13 protein-coding genes are annotated in these 15,930 nt (G+C 56.8%); 9 read left to right on the forward strand and 4 right to left on the reverse strand.

The window, feature by feature from the left end:
• The first annotated feature begins 104 nt into the window (after positions 1-104).
• On the forward strand, positions 105-3,062 hold the full coding sequence (locus tag B7L72_RS02375) for a hypothetical protein (protein WP_081192354.1): 2,958 nt from the start codon (positions 105-107) through the stop codon (positions 3,060-3,062).
• Positions 3,063-3,076: 14 nt separating this feature from the next.
• Here B7L72_RS02375 and B7L72_RS02380 read toward each other — a convergent pair whose 3' ends face one another.
• Both B7L72_RS02380 and copM read right to left on the reverse strand, forming a co-directional pair.
• Positions 3,077-3,808, reverse strand: coding sequence for a trimeric intracellular cation channel family protein (locus B7L72_RS02380; RefSeq protein WP_081192356.1), 732 nt, complete (start codon positions 3,806-3,808; stop codon positions 3,077-3,079).
• An 88-nt stretch (positions 3,809-3,896) separates the two neighbouring features.
• Positions 3,897-4,319: a CopM family metallochaperone gene (copM, locus tag B7L72_RS02385; protein ID WP_016916437.1), complete on the reverse strand. Its 423-nt coding sequence runs from the start codon at positions 4,317-4,319 to the stop codon at positions 3,897-3,899.
• Positions 4,320-4,765: 446 nt separating this feature from the next.
• Here copM and B7L72_RS18090 point away from each other — a divergent pair, with 446 nt between their 5' ends.
• Positions 4,766-6,535, forward strand: coding sequence for a hypothetical protein (locus tag B7L72_RS18090; protein WP_139788417.1), 1,770 nt, complete (start codon positions 4,766-4,768; stop codon positions 6,533-6,535).
• Between the two features lie 110 nt (positions 6,536-6,645).
• Here the strand turns inward: B7L72_RS18090 and B7L72_RS02405 are convergent, their stop codons facing one another.
• Positions 6,646-7,566, reverse strand: a complete 921-nt coding sequence (locus B7L72_RS02405; protein WP_039175778.1) for a bile acid:sodium symporter family protein — start codon at positions 7,564-7,566, stop codon at positions 6,646-6,648.
• Between the two features lie 205 nt (positions 7,567-7,771).
• Between B7L72_RS02405 and B7L72_RS02410 the strand changes: the two genes are divergently transcribed.
• The 4 genes from B7L72_RS02410 (at position 7,772) to B7L72_RS02425 (ending at position 11,362) form a co-directional block, all read left to right on the forward strand.
• Positions 7,772-8,638 carry a cation diffusion facilitator family transporter gene (locus tag B7L72_RS02410; RefSeq protein WP_227407729.1) on the forward strand — a complete coding sequence of 289 codons (867 nt, stop codon included), beginning with the start codon at positions 7,772-7,774 and terminating at the stop codon, positions 8,636-8,638.
• Positions 8,639-8,800: 162 nt separating this feature from the next.
• On the forward strand, positions 8,801-9,478 hold the full coding sequence (locus B7L72_RS02415) for a DsbA family protein (protein WP_022521292.1): 678 nt from the start codon (positions 8,801-8,803) through the stop codon (positions 9,476-9,478).
• A complete protein-coding gene (locus B7L72_RS02420) occupies positions 9,478-10,467 on the forward strand; it encodes a M23 family metallopeptidase (RefSeq protein ID WP_052196326.1) in 990 nt (329 codons plus the stop codon). Before B7L72_RS02415 ends, B7L72_RS02420 begins: the two co-directional genes overlap by 1 nt.
• 112 nt (positions 10,468-10,579) lie before the next feature.
• Entirely contained in the window at positions 10,580-11,362 is a 783-nt protein-coding gene (locus B7L72_RS02425) for a ZIP family metal transporter (RefSeq protein ID WP_035556053.1), read from the forward strand.
• Positions 11,363-11,390: 28 nt separating this feature from the next.
• On the opposite strand, the gene B7L72_RS02430 is transcribed toward B7L72_RS02425, so the two are convergent.
• The gene (locus tag B7L72_RS02430; RefSeq protein WP_022521290.1) at positions 11,391-11,849 is read right to left on the reverse strand and encodes a MerR family transcriptional regulator; all 459 of its coding nucleotides are present in this window, start codon (positions 11,847-11,849) and stop codon (positions 11,391-11,393) included.
• Positions 11,850-11,935: 86 nt separating this feature from the next.
• Here B7L72_RS02430 and B7L72_RS02435 point away from each other — a divergent pair, with 86 nt between their 5' ends.
• From B7L72_RS02435 to lnt, 3 genes are all read left to right on the forward strand, one after another.
• A complete protein-coding gene (locus tag B7L72_RS02435; RefSeq protein ID WP_016916427.1) occupies positions 11,936-14,122 on the forward strand; it encodes a heavy metal translocating P-type ATPase in 2,187 nt (728 codons plus the stop codon).
• Positions 14,119-14,622, forward strand: coding sequence for a signal peptidase II (lspA, locus tag B7L72_RS02440; protein WP_016916426.1), 504 nt, complete (start codon positions 14,119-14,121; stop codon positions 14,620-14,622). The genes B7L72_RS02435 and lspA overlap by 4 nt, the downstream gene beginning before the upstream one ends.
• Positions 14,623-14,626: 4 nt before the next feature.
• On the forward strand, positions 14,627-15,930 hold a 1,304-nt coding region (gene lnt / locus B7L72_RS02445), incomplete at its 3' end, for an apolipoprotein N-acyltransferase (RefSeq protein ID WP_081192360.1).

Below are 15,930 nucleotides of genomic sequence, written 5' to 3' on the forward strand. Positions count from 1 at the left end.
ACCGACAGGCTGCTAGCGTTGAAATCGAAAACCCATAACTGCCCTACGTCGCGCATAATGCCATAAAACACGCGCCAACAGGAGTCATCTGCCAGGATGCTTGTATGACCAACGAGACGCCCCCCACGCCGCGCCGCTGTCCCCCCTTGATCTATGCCTTGGTGGCCGTGATCCTGGTTGCTCTAGTGTGGCTGGCGGGCAGCTACTGGCTGCTCAATAGCCAGTGGTTGCCGCGCCAGATCTCCACCATCGACGGCGTAGAGGTGCGCTGGTCGAGTGCCCAGAGCCTGCACCCCGGCCGCTGGGAAGTCGAAAACCTCTACTTGGCCCGGGACGATGCCGCCCTGCCCCTCTCGGTAGAAGCCGAACGGGCCACCTTGTCGCTCTCGCTACTGGCCCTGCTGCGTGGCGAACTCTACCTTCACGCCCTGAATGCCGACGGCATTCGCCGCCTGACGGTTGGCGATCTGGCGCTGGAGGCCGAAGGCCAGCTGCAGGTCATGGATACCCAGCTTAGTCAGGATCGGCTGGCCTTGCCGCATGTCTCGCTGGACATTACCCAGGGCAGCCTGGTGCGGCTCAGTGATCAGACCACCTTGATCCAGCAGATCGACCTGCGCAGTACGGCGTCGCTGGCCGAGACCGCTACCCAGGCGTTACGGGGGGAGGCCCTCGAAGAAGCGCTCTTGAGCGCCCTGGATGCGCGGCTGTCGCTGACCGCCCAGGCCGATGCCTGGGACGTGTTCATGCCCTATCTGGAAGCGTTGCCGTGGCTCAGCCTGGCGGGCCGCGGTGAGCTGCAGGGTGACCTTGCGCTGGTGGCAGGCGAACTACAGCCCGACAGCGAGCTGGTACTGACCGCGCCCGTCCTGGAGCTTGCGCTGGATGAGCAGCGCCTGGCGCGCCGCGATGAAGCACGCCGCTGGCTGCTCGCAGATGCCTCGCCCCCACGCCACACCGCCACCGGCGAAGGCCAGGTACGTCTTGCGGTGGAAGAGCAGCAACTGCGCTTTTCCACCCGTCTGGCACAGGTGACGCTGGCAGAAGCCACCCCTTCCGACACCCGCCCCTATGCCACCGATACCCAACTGACCCTGGCCACCGAGCTTCCCAACCAGCGCCTGGACCAGCTGGCGCTCCCTACCCATGCCACGCTGGCCCTCTCTGGCCAGGTCACTAGGCTGGACATGCTGGACCGCTACCTGGCCACCGCGCTGGAAGGCCAGGGCATCAGGCTCACTGGCGAGGGGAGTATCGATGCCCAGCTTGCCCTGCGCGACGCACGCCCCTACCAGGCCGAGCTGGCCATCGAGGCCCCAGCGCTGGGTGCAGCGCTGTTGGACTTCACCACCCAGGGCCGAGGCACCTTGAACGCGCAATTGAACGAAGATGAGCAGCTGCACGCCACGCTGGCACTGCGTGATGCCGAGCTGTATCACCAGACGCGCCAACTGATGGCCAACGCGCAGCTGACCCTGGACGCCACCAGCCCCCTCGATCCCGAACAGGCCAGGCAGCAGGCCACGGCACGGCTGAGCTGGGCAGAGGCCACGCTTCCCGACCTGGGCGTACTGCAACCCTACCTGGCAGGCCTACTGCCCTCTCCCGCCCCGTTGACACTACAGCGCGGCAGCGCCACCAGCCGGGGACAACTGGAGTTCGACACACAGGCCGTGCAGGGTGAGCTGCACCTGGCAGGCAATCAGCTGACCACCGGCTGGCAGCGGGGCGATCAGCGCGGCACCCTGGTCAGCAACGCGCAGTTGCAGCTGACGATACGCCAGGCCGCGCTGGACGGCACGGCGCTGGATATCAGTGGCTCACGGCTGCGCTGGCAGGTGGCCGACGAGCACGCCCTGGAGGAGCCGCTGGAGAGCATCATCGTGCTTCGTGATGGGCAGTTTCAGCGCCGGGCAGGCGTGCCCAGCGGGCAGTTCAGCGTCGACGGCAGCGTTCAACGGCTCAGTTTTCTCAACGCTTTTTTACCGGATGCCCATGGCATCAGCCTCTCGGGCGAAGGCCAGCTCTTCTTGCAGGGGGCGTTTCGTGACGACCAGTTCCAGGCCCCCACACGCCTGAGGGTCAACGCCAATGAGCTGGCCGTGACCTTTCTGGACTATCTCGCCACAGGGCGTGGAGAGCTGACCGCGCAGTTGGACAGCCCCGAACAGGCGCGGCTTTCACTCGGCATCCCCCAGTTTGCCCTGAGCCATCAGGACGACGATCGCCCCCATCTTCAAGGCCGCCACCTGGCGCTGACCACGCAGACAGACCGCTTCAGTGAGGTGCTGGAAGCCGCCGCCCCGGAGCACTTCGTGACCCGCATCGTGCTGCCCATCACCGAAGTGCCGGACATGACCCGCTACAACCGTTTTCTTCCTGACGATGCCGGGGTGGAGCTGCTCTCCGGCCACGCCAGCCTGAGCAGCGAATGGCTGCTGGAAGGGCTGCAGGCACAAGGGGAGATTACCCTGCGCGCTTTCGAGACCGAGCTGGCCCTGCTGGACCAGCGGCTGCGTGGGGATATCGCAATACAGCTACGGCTCACCGACGGCGACCTCGATGCTCGCCATTTCACCGCCAGCGACTCCTATGTGCGGCTGGAGAACATGTTCCGCCAAAGCGAGGAAGGGGCTCAGGACGCGGGCTGGTGGGTGCAGCTCGACCTGCAGCAGGCACGGTTGGTGTGGGGCGACCCGCTGCAGCTGACCAGCCAGCTGCGCTTGGGGATGCGCGACTCCGGCTTGTTGGCGCGACTTTTTTTAGCCCGCGCCCGAGAGCGCGACTGGCTGGGGCGGCTGCTCGACGTACAGCCCATCGAGGGCAGCGCTGAACTGAACATCGACGGCGAACAGATTCGGCTGGCCAACCTGGCGCTGACAGGTGGCCCCCTGTTGCTACTGTCGGATATCACCCTGGCCCATCAGCAGGCCAATGGCGCGCTGTATGCCCGCCTGGGGGCGCTGGGTATCGGTGTCGAGCTGGTGGAGAGCGAGCCAACCCTGCGCGTCATTCAGCCTCGGCGCTGGTTCGATCAATGGCGCGCCACCCAACGCCCATAAGTACCGGCAGGCGCTTAGCGACGACGCTCGCGGCGAATCATGCGCACCCGCTCCTTGGCCTTCTGGGGCGTCGAGAGCGAGGTGGTGTGTGGCTCGGCCGTGTGGTCGGTTTCGCTGGGTTTTGGCGGTACGGTCACCCAGGCGAACACCGGCAGCGCCAGGTGCCAATGAATCGCCGCCAAGCGCAGCCCCAGGGTGGCACTCAAGGCAGCCGCAATGGCAAGCGTCAGCGGTGCCTGCAAGGATTGGAGCACCACATAGACGATTCCACCCGCCATGGCGGCGGTGGCATAGATCTCTTCGCGCAGCACCATGGGCACCCGCTGAGCCAACACGTCACGAATCATGCCTCCCGCCACACCGGTCATCATGCCCATGAGTACCGCCACCACCCCCGACGTGCCCAGCAGCAACGCCTTGTGGGTACCGATCACGGTAAACAGCGCCAGGCCGAAGGCATCCGCGATGGGTAAAAACCCCCGAGACAGACGATGGATATAGTGAAATCCCACCAACGACACGCCCACCGTGGCGAGGATGACCCACAGATACGTGGGGTCGGTGACCCAGAACACCGGCCGGACACCCAGCACCAGATCCCTCAAGGTGCCGCCGCCGACCCCGGTCACCGCTGCCAGCACCAGCATGCCAAACGGGTCCATCCGCGAACGGCAGGCCAAAATGACTCCCGACAGGGCAAACACGATCACCCCCGCCAAATCCAACCCGTAAATTACCCCCGACACGCAGCGCTCCTTTGATGCGACCCTGAAGAGGCGGGCAGAATATCACTGTTGCGGCCGGTGCGTAGCGGATTATGCGGGCAAGGTGACGTTAATGTTCCTGACGCTCGAGCCACTCGCGCAGAAACGCAATTTCACTCTCTTGAGCCGCGATAATCTCCTCGGCGAGCTGGCGAATCTCTGGGTCATCGCCATATTCGAGCACGATCTCGGCCATCGCAATGGCGCCTTCATGGTGCGGAATCATGCCCTTGGCAAAGTCCACGTCGGGGTCTCCGCTGAAGGCCATGTTCATATCTTCATGCATACGGTCATTGGCCGCCTGAAAAGCGGCGACGGCCGGATTCTCTGAAGGTGATGCGGCCTGCCCATGGGCGTCGCTGTCTGATGAGTGATGATGCGCATGGCTGAGCGGCGCGATCAGCGCCCCTGCGAGCATCATGGCACCTACCCAGTACGGCCTGCGCATGGCGGGTAGAAGGCTCTGGGTGACACTTTGGCAAACGTTGGACATCAGTGTGCTCCTCAATGGCTGATTGGCTTTGCCTGCCTCTGTCAGGCAGGACGCTATCGTCATGATAGATTAAAAGTCTAAAACCCTGGGGCAGCACAGAGGTCAAGAGGCCTAAGGTCTAGGGTCTCCCCATTTTCCGGCGTGTCATCGGCATAGTCCTCCTGAGGAGGTGAACAAGTCTGGTATTCGTGCCTCGGCGTCTGGCGCTCTTCTCCAGAGGGGATAGAAAACACTTCGGCCTTGAGCAAACAGCCGTTGCCAGCCCCGCTGCAGGCTATAGAACGGGAATATCAGCCGGCGGTGTCGCTTCTGACGTTGCGCGTGCCGCACCAACTCCGGCGCTCGGTCCTGATAGGCCGCAAGCAGTGTCATTTCCAACAATTGTTGCGACTAAACAATAATTGCTGCGACAATCTCTATGTTGAGTTTACATAGAGTGCGCCTTTGTGACCGTTTCTCTTAAACAATCCAGAACCTTTAGCTTCCATGATGGCACCCTAAAAAACGAGGCAGAGCGCTTGGTCGTTTGGTGGTACGGGCCTATATTTAAGAACAATCGCTTACGAAGCGTCCCTAAAATCCATATCTTCTTAAGAACCATCGACCATGAAAATAACTTAGGAGGCGTGATGAGACGTGAGACTGTCTTAACGCATCTTGGGCTATTGAGAATAGGGTCAGTATGGGAAAAGGGCGTGAGTAGCTCGCGTATTGCCTACGAGGAAAGAAAATTCTCCGTTTCTTTTTCTCCAGGCGGCTGGCGAATTGTCACCTTAGATGATTTACGACAATCAGGACGAAGCCTCTATACCGCTTTTCATGACTCGAACTACTTACCCCAGAAAAATCAGCACAAAACATACCTGATTGAATTTGACCTTCCAGATGGCAAACACTTGCTCATCCCTTGCACAGAATTTTTTATTCGCGTTTACGGCCGATCTTCTGAAATCAAGCGAGTGCTCGCCACTTACCCTTGGGAAGAAGTCAAAAAACGTCTTTATCGACAGCTTGATGCGCCTGCATCCCCAGGTACGTGGCCTGTCAAATTTACCTATCATGTTCATAAACACGATGCCATTTTGCTCGCGCATATGTTGTACGATCCGTATGCCAAGCGCGCTGCAAAATATATATATTCACAATTTGAAACCAGCTCCACGCCAGATGAGATGCTTTTAAAAGCCACCCCATGGTTTCAAGGCAGCGGGGAAATCTCTGTTTCTGGCGTTCCAATTGATGGTGGCAACACATTCCTAGGCTTGCAGATATTAGGCTGTACGCAGCCCGATGGTGCCACGATCCACCGCGAAAGAGAGAAGTCAACGACAGTACCAGCCACCGATGGCGATGATGCTCCCACTCAATTTCCCTATCATCAGCTTCAAGACATCCCCGATGTCATTGACCTGACGGATGATGAAGAGCCCGACCATGGCTCTTCTTGGCTAGACCTTCCTGAGGACGAATTCGTTATTTTAGGTAAGCCTCGCGCCGTCTTGGATAAACGATATACTCGAAAAAATGTGCCCGATACACGAGGCGTCCCCGTTCCGGGTGACGAAACTATTTTCTCCACTGGGGAGCCGCATGGATCAGGAAAAGGGGTCGGACAGGCCTCTATTCATGCTCCTATTACACTGGAATCACAGGGCTTTCTACGTGATATGTGGAATGCGCTTCTCTATTTGCAATCGGCCTATCCCGAAACGATTCGTGGCGTTAGCTGGTTTACCTTTGAAGACGGCTTTAGCACTTCCCCCGACCCTCGGTTGATCAGCCTCGAACCTTTCGAAATAGACGAGGAGGTGGAAACGTCAGTCGCTAATTGGGTTTACATTGATACTCAGACCAAGGTACCTCGCGGGGTGCTCGTCGTTCGGGTGCATGTGTTAGATCAAACGCTCTATCTCATGGAGATCCAACGACGCCCTCCAAAACCCAGAGCTGGCGGTAGCGAGGAGGCATCCAAGCCTCCTTCCTATAAAGGTTTAGTCTTCACGCTGAGCCACCAAGGCAGCTTCGAGCAGTGGTTACGCCAAGTGCTGTCTAACGTGCGGCACGTAGAAGGTGTTGTCCAAAAACTAGTTGGTCACTGCCCAGGATTCGCCGATACGTTCAAGCACCCTAAATCCAAAAAGGAACAGATACCCTGCGAAGCCTCTGTGTTAAATGCTTTTAGCAAGGTCAGTATTGGTCGCAGTGACTTAGCATAGGTACTATTTGCCACCTTTATGAGTAGCGGTGTCTGTTTTGTCGCTAAGAGCAACCTGTACACCCCGTGTGCAGGTTGCTCTTCTGACGAAGAGCCGATACGGCCATCCCTTCAGTGGCGGGCGAGGATCTTCGCTGCGATGGGCGAAGTGATCATTTGAATCACGGCAAAAAAAGCGGCTGGAATCGCGATCTCTGATGGCAAGCCGGAAACAGCGACAAACGCTGCAGCGATGCTGAATTCCTTTTTACTGACCGTGAAAAGATAGGTAATCACCTCTTTGCGATCAGAGGTGAGTAACCGTGAGGACATACCTACCAGGTACCCAATCAAATTGAGGCACAGGGCCGCGCCCGCAATCACAAACGCATACCAGCCATAGCCAATGATCGTGGTGGCATTCGGCCCGACCACGGCGAGTAGGATCAGCAGATACAGAATCGACCCTATCCCTGCATACGCTGAATCATGCCGTGCAAAGAAAGCCGAGAACTTTGTACGCAAGCTGACCCCAATCACGGTAGGAAGAAGCACGATTAGTGTTAATTCAAGAATAATTGATCCAAGCGGCACGTCTAACTGAAGGCCGGTGAGCCATAAAAACAGGAAGGGAACAATAAACGGACATAACGCGGTGTTGACTGCGTTGAAAACAGCGGCAAGCGCCACATTGCCTTTTGCCATCAGTACCAAAAGAGGAGAGGACACATCTGTCGGCAGCGTGCCGAGCAAGGTTTGGCCAGCAGCCAGCGGGCCGCTTCCAAAAAATAGACGGCCCGTTAGCCACCCGGCAATCGACATAGGCCCATAGACCAGCCCCAATGCCAACAACTGCCGTGACGGCTTTCGGAACACGATGCGCACTGCATGCGCATCGAATGTGAGGCTGATAATCAACATCAGTAATGCCAGTAATGGCCCAATCGCGAACTTAAGCATTATTCCGGTGGCCGGAAAGAGTAAGCCTCCCCCCGCGACGACGATTACAAACCAGACAAGGTGCGCCTCGACAAAATAAATGAATCTACCCATGGTGGATTAGACGTTACCGGTTGAAGTGGATTGAGCCCCGCACCTAAAACATGATCACCTTCGGCCCAGCGCGCCATGGCTCGCTTGGTAGCTAGGGACGTGCTTCCCAATCCAGCGATGCAAATAGATAATGCTCAAGGGTTGAAGCTTTAGTTGCTAGAGGTTTTATAGTACCAAGAACAGATAATTCGAGAGAAGGTAACAGATGGGACATCATCATGATCATCCCCACATTGATCCTGCCTCTGGCGACCGGCGCGTCAGCATCTCCATTTGGGCCAATGGGCTCTTAACCATCGCTCAAATCGTCGGTGGCATTATGGCGGGGAGCCTATCGCTGATCGCTGATGCGTTACATAACTTTTCTGACATGGCAGCATTAGTCATTGCCTTTGCTGCTCGTAAAATCGCCAGACGGCCTGCCGATGTGCATATGACCTTTGGCTATGGCCGCATCGAGATAGTGGCAGCACTCATCAATTACACCACCCTCATTATTGTCGGTGTCTACCTGATTTACGAAGGCGCTATGCGGATGGTCGATCCCCCTGAGATAGAGGGATGGACGATCGTGATTATTGGTGGCGTCGCGCTCGTCGTCGATGCCCTTACCGCCATGCTCACGTGGTCAATGCAAAAAGAGAGTGTCAATATCCGCGCCCTTTTTCTGCATAACTTATCGGATGCGTTTGCCTCCATCGCCGTGATTATCGGTGGTTCGCTTATTTTACTGTACGACATGCGCTGGGTAGACCCCGCGATCACGATAGGGATTGCGCTATATATTCTTTACCTAGCCTTCTCTGAAATTGGCGGCCCTATCCGTACGCTAATGCTGGGATCTCCCCCGGACATTGACGGGCAGGCAGTCGTTGAGACCGTACGAGATATCGAGGGAGTCCAGGATATTCACCATGTGCATCTATGGCAGATGCAGGAAAACATGGCAGCCCTTGACTGCCACGTGGTTCTGACAGAAACCGGCTGGCAGCAGCTTGAATCCGTCAAAGCAGAGATCAAGGAGCAGCTTATAAATGCGCTTCAGTATTGCTCATTCCAGCCTAGAGTTTGAGCATAGTGACCACGCGCATCAAAATGCCAATCTATATGGGCATGAGTGACAGACCGAGGCCGGCTCCCAGCTCAGGTAGATAGCGAGCAGCTTACTCCCATAGCGATTGGCTTATTTTTCAACCCTACTTTTCCACCCCATCGTTGAGACAGAGAGAGAAACATGTTCAAAAAAGCGTCTTTTATATTGGCCGGTACGTTAATGCTGACCGCTGCGATCGTCGCCGTATCGAAGCCTGCCCTCTTAGACATGCAAGCTCAGGCAGCAAAAGAGAGCGGTGTCCAGGCCGAGGACTCCTTGGTGCGTTCACACTCCCCCATCTTGGGACGAGAAGACGCGCCGGTGACGATTGTGGAATTCTTCGATCCGGCTTGCGAAGCCTGCCGTGCTTTCTATCCCCTGACAAAAAGTATTCTGGAAACCTACCCAGAAAAAGTGCGGCTCATCGTGCGCTACACTCCTTTCCACGGCGACGTATCGGACAAGGCCATTCGGGTATTAGAAGTTGCTCGTCGTCAGGGCGTCTTTGAACCGGTACTGGAGAGGCTGCTGGCTCGCCAGGATCAATGGGCTTCACATGGCAGTTTTGATGAATCCGCTATCCTCGATATCGCGAGCCAAGGAGGCCTTGATTTAGCGGCTGCCGAAGAGCAACTGACTTCTGCTGAGGTGCAGGCGGTGATTGACCAAGACATGGCGGATGTCAGAGCCAATCAGATTCGCCAAACACCTACCTTTTTTGTCAATGGCGAGCCTTTAGACCCCTTTGGTATGCAAGAGCTGATTGATGCCGTCGAGAGTGAAGTAGCGGAGATCTCTGGGGAAGAGGATGGCCAGTGATGCAGCGCTGGTGGTTACTAGGCTTGGTGGGCTTTTACCCCTTGCTAGCCGAAGCCAATTGGCAAACGCATCTGTCATTGCCTCCGTCTGAACTTAGCCCTGTCAAGTTACAGGCGGCTAGCGAGCAAGAAGGCACATTACCGCTCGATAGCGTTGATACCCTAACCTTTGGGCGTGATGTCGTCATTAATACCACTCTCTACGAGGCCTTGGCAGCAGAAGGTGTCCCAACGCGTTTCGCCACTAAACTGGAAACACTGCTCAGCGAGTTTATAGCAGCGCCGCTGGAGTTTTCTGGCAGTGAACGTATTCAATTAGTGTGGGAGGAAGATCGACGCCAGGACGGCGCCCGTGTTGGGCCACCACGCCTCAGTTATGCCGCTCTGCCTGATCAGGCAGAGCCCTTGGAGGTCATATGGCCGGTCACCCAAAAGGGGGACGTAGCTCTTTTCAAAAGCGACACACTGCTAGGCACGTTGCGGTTGCCCGTGCTTAGTGCCCGCTTAACGTCTCGCTTTGGGAATCGGCGACATCCTGTGTATGGAGGGATGCGTCCTCATAATGGAATTGACTTGGCTGCGCCGACAGGAACGCCGGTCATTGCCACCGCACCTGGGCGCGTATTCTTTATGGGTCGCCAAGGGGGATATGGGCAGGTGATCGAGGTGGAGCACGACACAGGGGCCATTAGTCGCTACACACACCTTAGCCGATTCTCCCCACAGCTAGTGGTTGGGGATTTAGTCAATGCGGGAGAGTCGCTCGGAGAGGTAGGTTCCTCCGGGGTCGCCACGGGCCCCAACCTGCATTACGAAGTGAGAGTCAATAACCAGCCTGTTGATCCCCTTGGTCAAGGTCAACGCATCATGTTGGGTGAGCAGCCGACTCAAGGTGAATATCAAGCGTCACTTTACGAGGCAAGAGATCGCTTGGAACAAGCTATCGGCACGGCGTCCATTTATGACTTGATCTCGTTTAACGAGCCGTAACCACCCGTGCTTAGCAACGTTGCATGGATTGTTAGTAACGTGAACGTGTGCTTGCCTCGTTATGGAATCCTAGCGCTGTGATCACTCATCTACCACAAGACAGGTAATCGGTATGGAAGAGGTTTCTCTCGTCACCATGGGGGTATTGGGAAGCCTTGCCGCGGGCTTGATGACGGCTGTCGGGGCGCTTCCTGTCTTGTTTACCAAAAGACCGAATCGTGGTGTTCGCGATTTAGCGTTGGGGTTCGCCGCTGGCGTCATGCTAGCGGCCTCTTTCTTCTCACTGATCATACCCTCCTTAGAAGCCTCGGAGCTGCGTTACGGAGGTAGCGTGGTACCTGCTGCCATTGCCTGTGCGGCCATCTTGCTAGGGATTGGAATGGTCGCACTACTGAACGAACTCTTACCTCATGAGCACTTCGAACAGGGGCGAGAAGGGCCAGAGGCTGCCTCACTACGTCGTATCTGGTTGTTTATTATTGCCATTACGATACACAACCTGCCAGAAGGGCTGGCCGTTGGCGTGGCCTTCGGCGCAGGGGGAAGCGAAGGAGGCATTCCACTAGCGATTGGCATTGGACTTCAGAATGCCCCAGAAGGACTGGCCGTAGCAGTATCACTGCTAGGCGTGGGCTATTCACGTTGGCGGTCATGGACGATTGCCGCCCTTACGGGGCTTGTTGAGCCGTTGGGTGGCTTATTAGGCGCTGGAGTCATCAGCATGTCACAAGCGCTACTGCCCTGGGGGTTGGCCTTTGCAGCGGGGGCGATGTTGTATGTGATCAGTCATGAGATTATTCCCGAAACTCATCGAAGCGGGCACCAAAAAAAGGCCACGCTGGGCCTCTCTATCGGATTGGTACTCATGCTGTTTTTGGATGTTTCGCTGGGCTAACCATTGGGCGTGGGGCGTAGCGTTAGTGCTAACCTAAGTCGTGAGCCCCTCCGTGCGATTTTTCAGTGATACAGAGCTGATGATCACTGATGACCTCAATGATTCGGCAGCTTTCCACTTTACCACCGGCACACTGCGTGACCATCCGTTGAAGCTCCTCACGCAGTATGGACAGTCGTTGAAGGCGGGACTCCACTTTCTTTAGGTGATGCGTGGCGATGGCATCGACTTCTTGGCAAGGCATATCAGGTTGATCTGACATGGCCAAAAGCTCTCGCACTGACTCCACCGAAAAGCCAAAGTCTCGGGCATGACGAATAAAGGTCAAGCGCCGCACAGCGTCGTCTCCATAGCGGCGCTGCCCCCCACCGGTTCGTGTCGCATCGCGCAACAGCCCAATACGCTCGTAATAGCGAACCGTTTCAGGTTTGCAATCGGCTCGTCGTGCTAACTCACCAATGCTGATACTTTGGCCGATCATCGACATGGTAAAACTCCTTAGGCAGGGCTTGAAGCTGTAGTTGCTACAAGGTTTACACTTAAAAACCATAGCCCATTGGCAGGAGAGGCACCATGAAAACATCAACGCCGACAACAGCGCCTACCACCTTGACGCTGCGTGTTGAAGGCATGGACTGCGGCGGTTGTGAGCGCAAGGTTGTATCGGCGCTAGAGCGACTGGAAGGCATTGAGGAAGTCACGGCAAGCTCGGTCACGGGATCAGTGAAGATTCACCACCACGATCACGGGGCCCCCTCGCGAAAGACCATTGAGGGCATCCTGAACGAACTAGGCTATCAAGTGGCTTCCCATGATGGCCAAACACGCGCATCTGGTGCTTCATCCTCTTGGTGGCAAACCGCTAAAGGGCGCTTGGTCATTATCACAGGAAATCTGCTGATAGTGGCCTTCGCGCTTCGTTTAGCATGGCCTGCGCTGGGTAATATGCCTTTCATTTTGGCCACGCTAGTCGGCTTAATACCCATTGCGCAGAGTGCCTGGGGCGCCCTCAAAATGCGCAATCCCTTTACCATCGAGATGCTGATGTGCATCGCTGCGCTTGGCGCATTGGCCATCAATGCTGCCGCTGAAGCTGCGATGGTCGTGTTCTTGTTCGCCGTAGGTGAGCTACTCGAAGGGGTAGCTGCTTCACGAGCGCGCCGCAGTATCTCAGCCTTGGCAAATTTAACACCCTCAACGGCGAGGCTGATGGACAATGGCCAGCTGCGTGACGTCTCGGCGGAGTCACTTAAACCCGGGCAGCGTGTGCTGGTGCGGCCCGGTGATCGCGTACCCTGCGATGGACGCATCCTGGTGGGCACCTCCGACATTGACGAGTCGCCGGTAAACGGCGAGTCCATACCCCGTTCGCGAGCGCCTGGTGATGACATTTTTGCTGGCACAGTGAATCTTGATGCCGCCCTGGAGGTGGAGGTAACACGAGGCGCTGATGACAATACGATCGCTCGCGTTATTCGTCTGGTTGAAGAAGCACAGGCCGCCAAGGCACCGATAGCACGCTTTATTGATCGTTTTGCGTATTACTATATGCCCGCCGTCGTCTTACTCGCCCTACTGATGGCGATAGTGCCACCGCTGGTATCGACCATGGCATGGTCGGAGTCGATTTACCGTGCGTTAGCATTGCTGTTAATCGCATGCCCCTGCGCGTTGGTCATTTCTACCCCAGCCGCCATCGCCGCAGGTCTCTCGGCGGGCGCTCGGCGCGGACTACTGATCAAAGGGGGAGCCGTTCTTGAACAGTTAGGTAAGCTTCGCTTGGTGGCATTAGATAAAACGGGCACCCTCACTGCGGGTACCCCAAGAGTCACAGATGTGGAGTCTTGGATTGCTGAGGAAGACGATAACAGCGTATTGCGGCTCGCCGCCGCAATAGAGCGGGATTCCAGTCACCCTATCGCCACGGCTATCGTTGAGCATGCCAGACAGTCGGGCATCAACCTCCCCACCGTCACTGGCAGCCGCGCTCTGGCGGGGCGCGGTGTTTCCGGCCAGGTGGAGGGTCGCGAGCTGAGCTTAATGACGCCTCGTCACCTTCACGAGAAAGTCATCCTTGAGGAAAGTCTCAGTGCTCGAATTGTCGCGTTAGAAGAAGCCGGTAAGAGCCTCGCTCTCCTCGTCGAAGGCGAGCGTTTACTGGGCTTGATCGCGGTTCGCGATGAGCCACGCGAAGATGCCATTGAAGGCCTAGCGGCGCTATCCCGTTTAGGCGTACAGGCGGTCATGCTCAGCGGTGATAATGCCCGCACCGTCGCTGCCACGGGGGGTCGCTTAGGCATTGAAGCGTACGGCGAACTAATGCCTGAAGACAAGGCAGCGTATGTTCGAGACTGGCAAGCGGCAGGCCGTGGCCCCATCGGTAAAGTAGGTGATGGCATCAACGATGCACCGGCACTCGCGGCAGCAGATGTGGGTATCGCGATGGGGGGTGGCACGGATGTGGCGTTGGAAACCGCCGATGCAGCCTTGCTCAAGAACCGCGTTACCGGCATCGCTGAGCTGATAGACCTCTCTCGTGCCACGCTGCGCAATGTGAAAACCAACGTTGTTCTCGCCCTTGGCTTAAAAGCCATTTTCCTAGTTACAACGGCGCTGGGTATTACCGGCATGTGGATTGCGGTGATGGCCGATACCGGTGCTACCGTCCTGGTGACGTTGAACGCCATGCGACTGCTGGGTTACCGCTTTTCGCCCAGTACCGCAATGACAGGCCTGTCACAAGGAAAAACAACGTCATGAGAACAGCGCCAAACGATAGCCCTTCACGTCGCTGGCCATGGTTCACATTAGCTTGCGTGATGGCTCTAGCCGATCAACTGGTCAAGGAAATTGTGCATGCCCAGATGTCGTTTGGCCAAGTCATTCCGCTAACGCCGTTTTTTAACTGGGTTTATACCGGGAACACAGGAGCCGCTTTCAGCTTTCTCGCAGAAGCAGGGGGTTGGCAGCGCTACCTCTTTCTTGGTTTAGCGTTGGTGGTGGTCGTCGTATTGGTTGTGCAGCTATGCAAACCCCTGTCGCGCTTGGAGGCCTGTGCGTACAGCCTGATTCTTGGCGGCGCGCTCGGTAATACTGTTGATCGCTTAGCGCGAGGGTACGTCGTCGACTATCTGGACATTTACTGGGGCGAATGGCATTGGCCCGCCTTTAACATGGCCGATATCGCGCTATTTGCCGGTGTATTGATGTTCGCGGTGGCGTTATGGCGTGAAAGTCCTGCTTTTAAGCGCTCTGAGTAACGCTATGGATGTGGTCGATAAAGATAAAGAATATACGCTTTTTGCTGGGCGCTCCTCACCAATAGTCGATTGCGTTGTAGCGCTCGCCGCTGGGGTGCTGACCACCTTGAGTGCCGCCCCCTTTTCCCTATGGTGGCTTGGCCCAGTGAGCGTGGCACTGGTCTATTGGAGAATAGCGTCGCTAACGCCCGCCATGGCCACCCTGCGTGGGTGGTGCTATGGGGTAGGCCTGTTCGGTTCAGGCACGTCGTGGGTCTTCGTTGCTATTCACGATTTCAGTGGCACCGGGGCCTTGGTGGCGATGCTCCTCACCACTCTTTTTGTCAGCGTCCTGGCGCTCTTCTTTGCAGTCCCCTTTGGGCTCTATCGACGCATCACGGGGCCACGGTTCGCCTTTCTTAGCTTTGCCGGTATGTGGGTGGTGAGCGAATGGCTACGCACTTGGATGCTCACCGGCTTTCCCTGGTTATTGCTGGGCACCTCTCAGATTGATTCTCCACTAGCCCCATGGGCGCCCGTTGGTGGTGTGTACTTGCTGTCACTCATGACCGCGCTGACAGGTACGTTAGGGGTAGAGGTACTGCGTCGCCGCTGGAGTTTCCTTGTCCCAATGGCCGCCTTGTGGATCGTTCCATTCCTATTGCCCGCCCAATGGACAACCCCGGCTGGCAAGCCCATCCGGGTGGCATTGCTGCAAGGGAATCTTGACCAGCGCATTAAGTGGACTGCCCAAGGGCAGCGCGAAGCGATCAGTATCTACACGACGATGACACGGGAGCAAGCAAGGGATATCGATCTCATCGTTTGGCCTGAGGCAGCCCTTCCCATGCTTGAGCAGGAAGCACAGCAAATACTTGAGCAAGTAGCGTCCGACCTGGGGCCTGACACCGCCTTGTTGACCGGCATTTTGCAACGCGACAGTGAAGGGCGCTCTTATAACAGCGTCATAGGGCTAAATGATGTGCAGGGCGAATACCAGAAGGCGCACTTGGTGCCCTTTGGCGAGTATTTGCCATTCCAAAGTCTCCTCGCTGGCACCCTTGCTTTTTTCGACTTGCCAGTACCTCGCCTGACCCCAGGGTCAGGCGAACAGGCTCCGTTACACGTGGCTGGAGCCACCATTGGCAATGCCATTTGTTACGAAATCATTTTTGCCGACCATGTCGCCCAACAGGCGCGTAATGCCGAGCTGCTATTAACGGTTTCCAACGATACGTGGTTTGGGCGCTCCATTGGCCCACACCAACATCTTCAAATGGCGCGTCTACGTGCCTTAGAAAATGGTCGTCACCTACTTCGAGCTACCAG

This window comes from Halomonas sp. BC1 (assembly GCF_002078135.1).
GTDB lineage: Bacteria > Pseudomonadota > Gammaproteobacteria > Pseudomonadales > Halomonadaceae > Vreelandella > Vreelandella stevensii.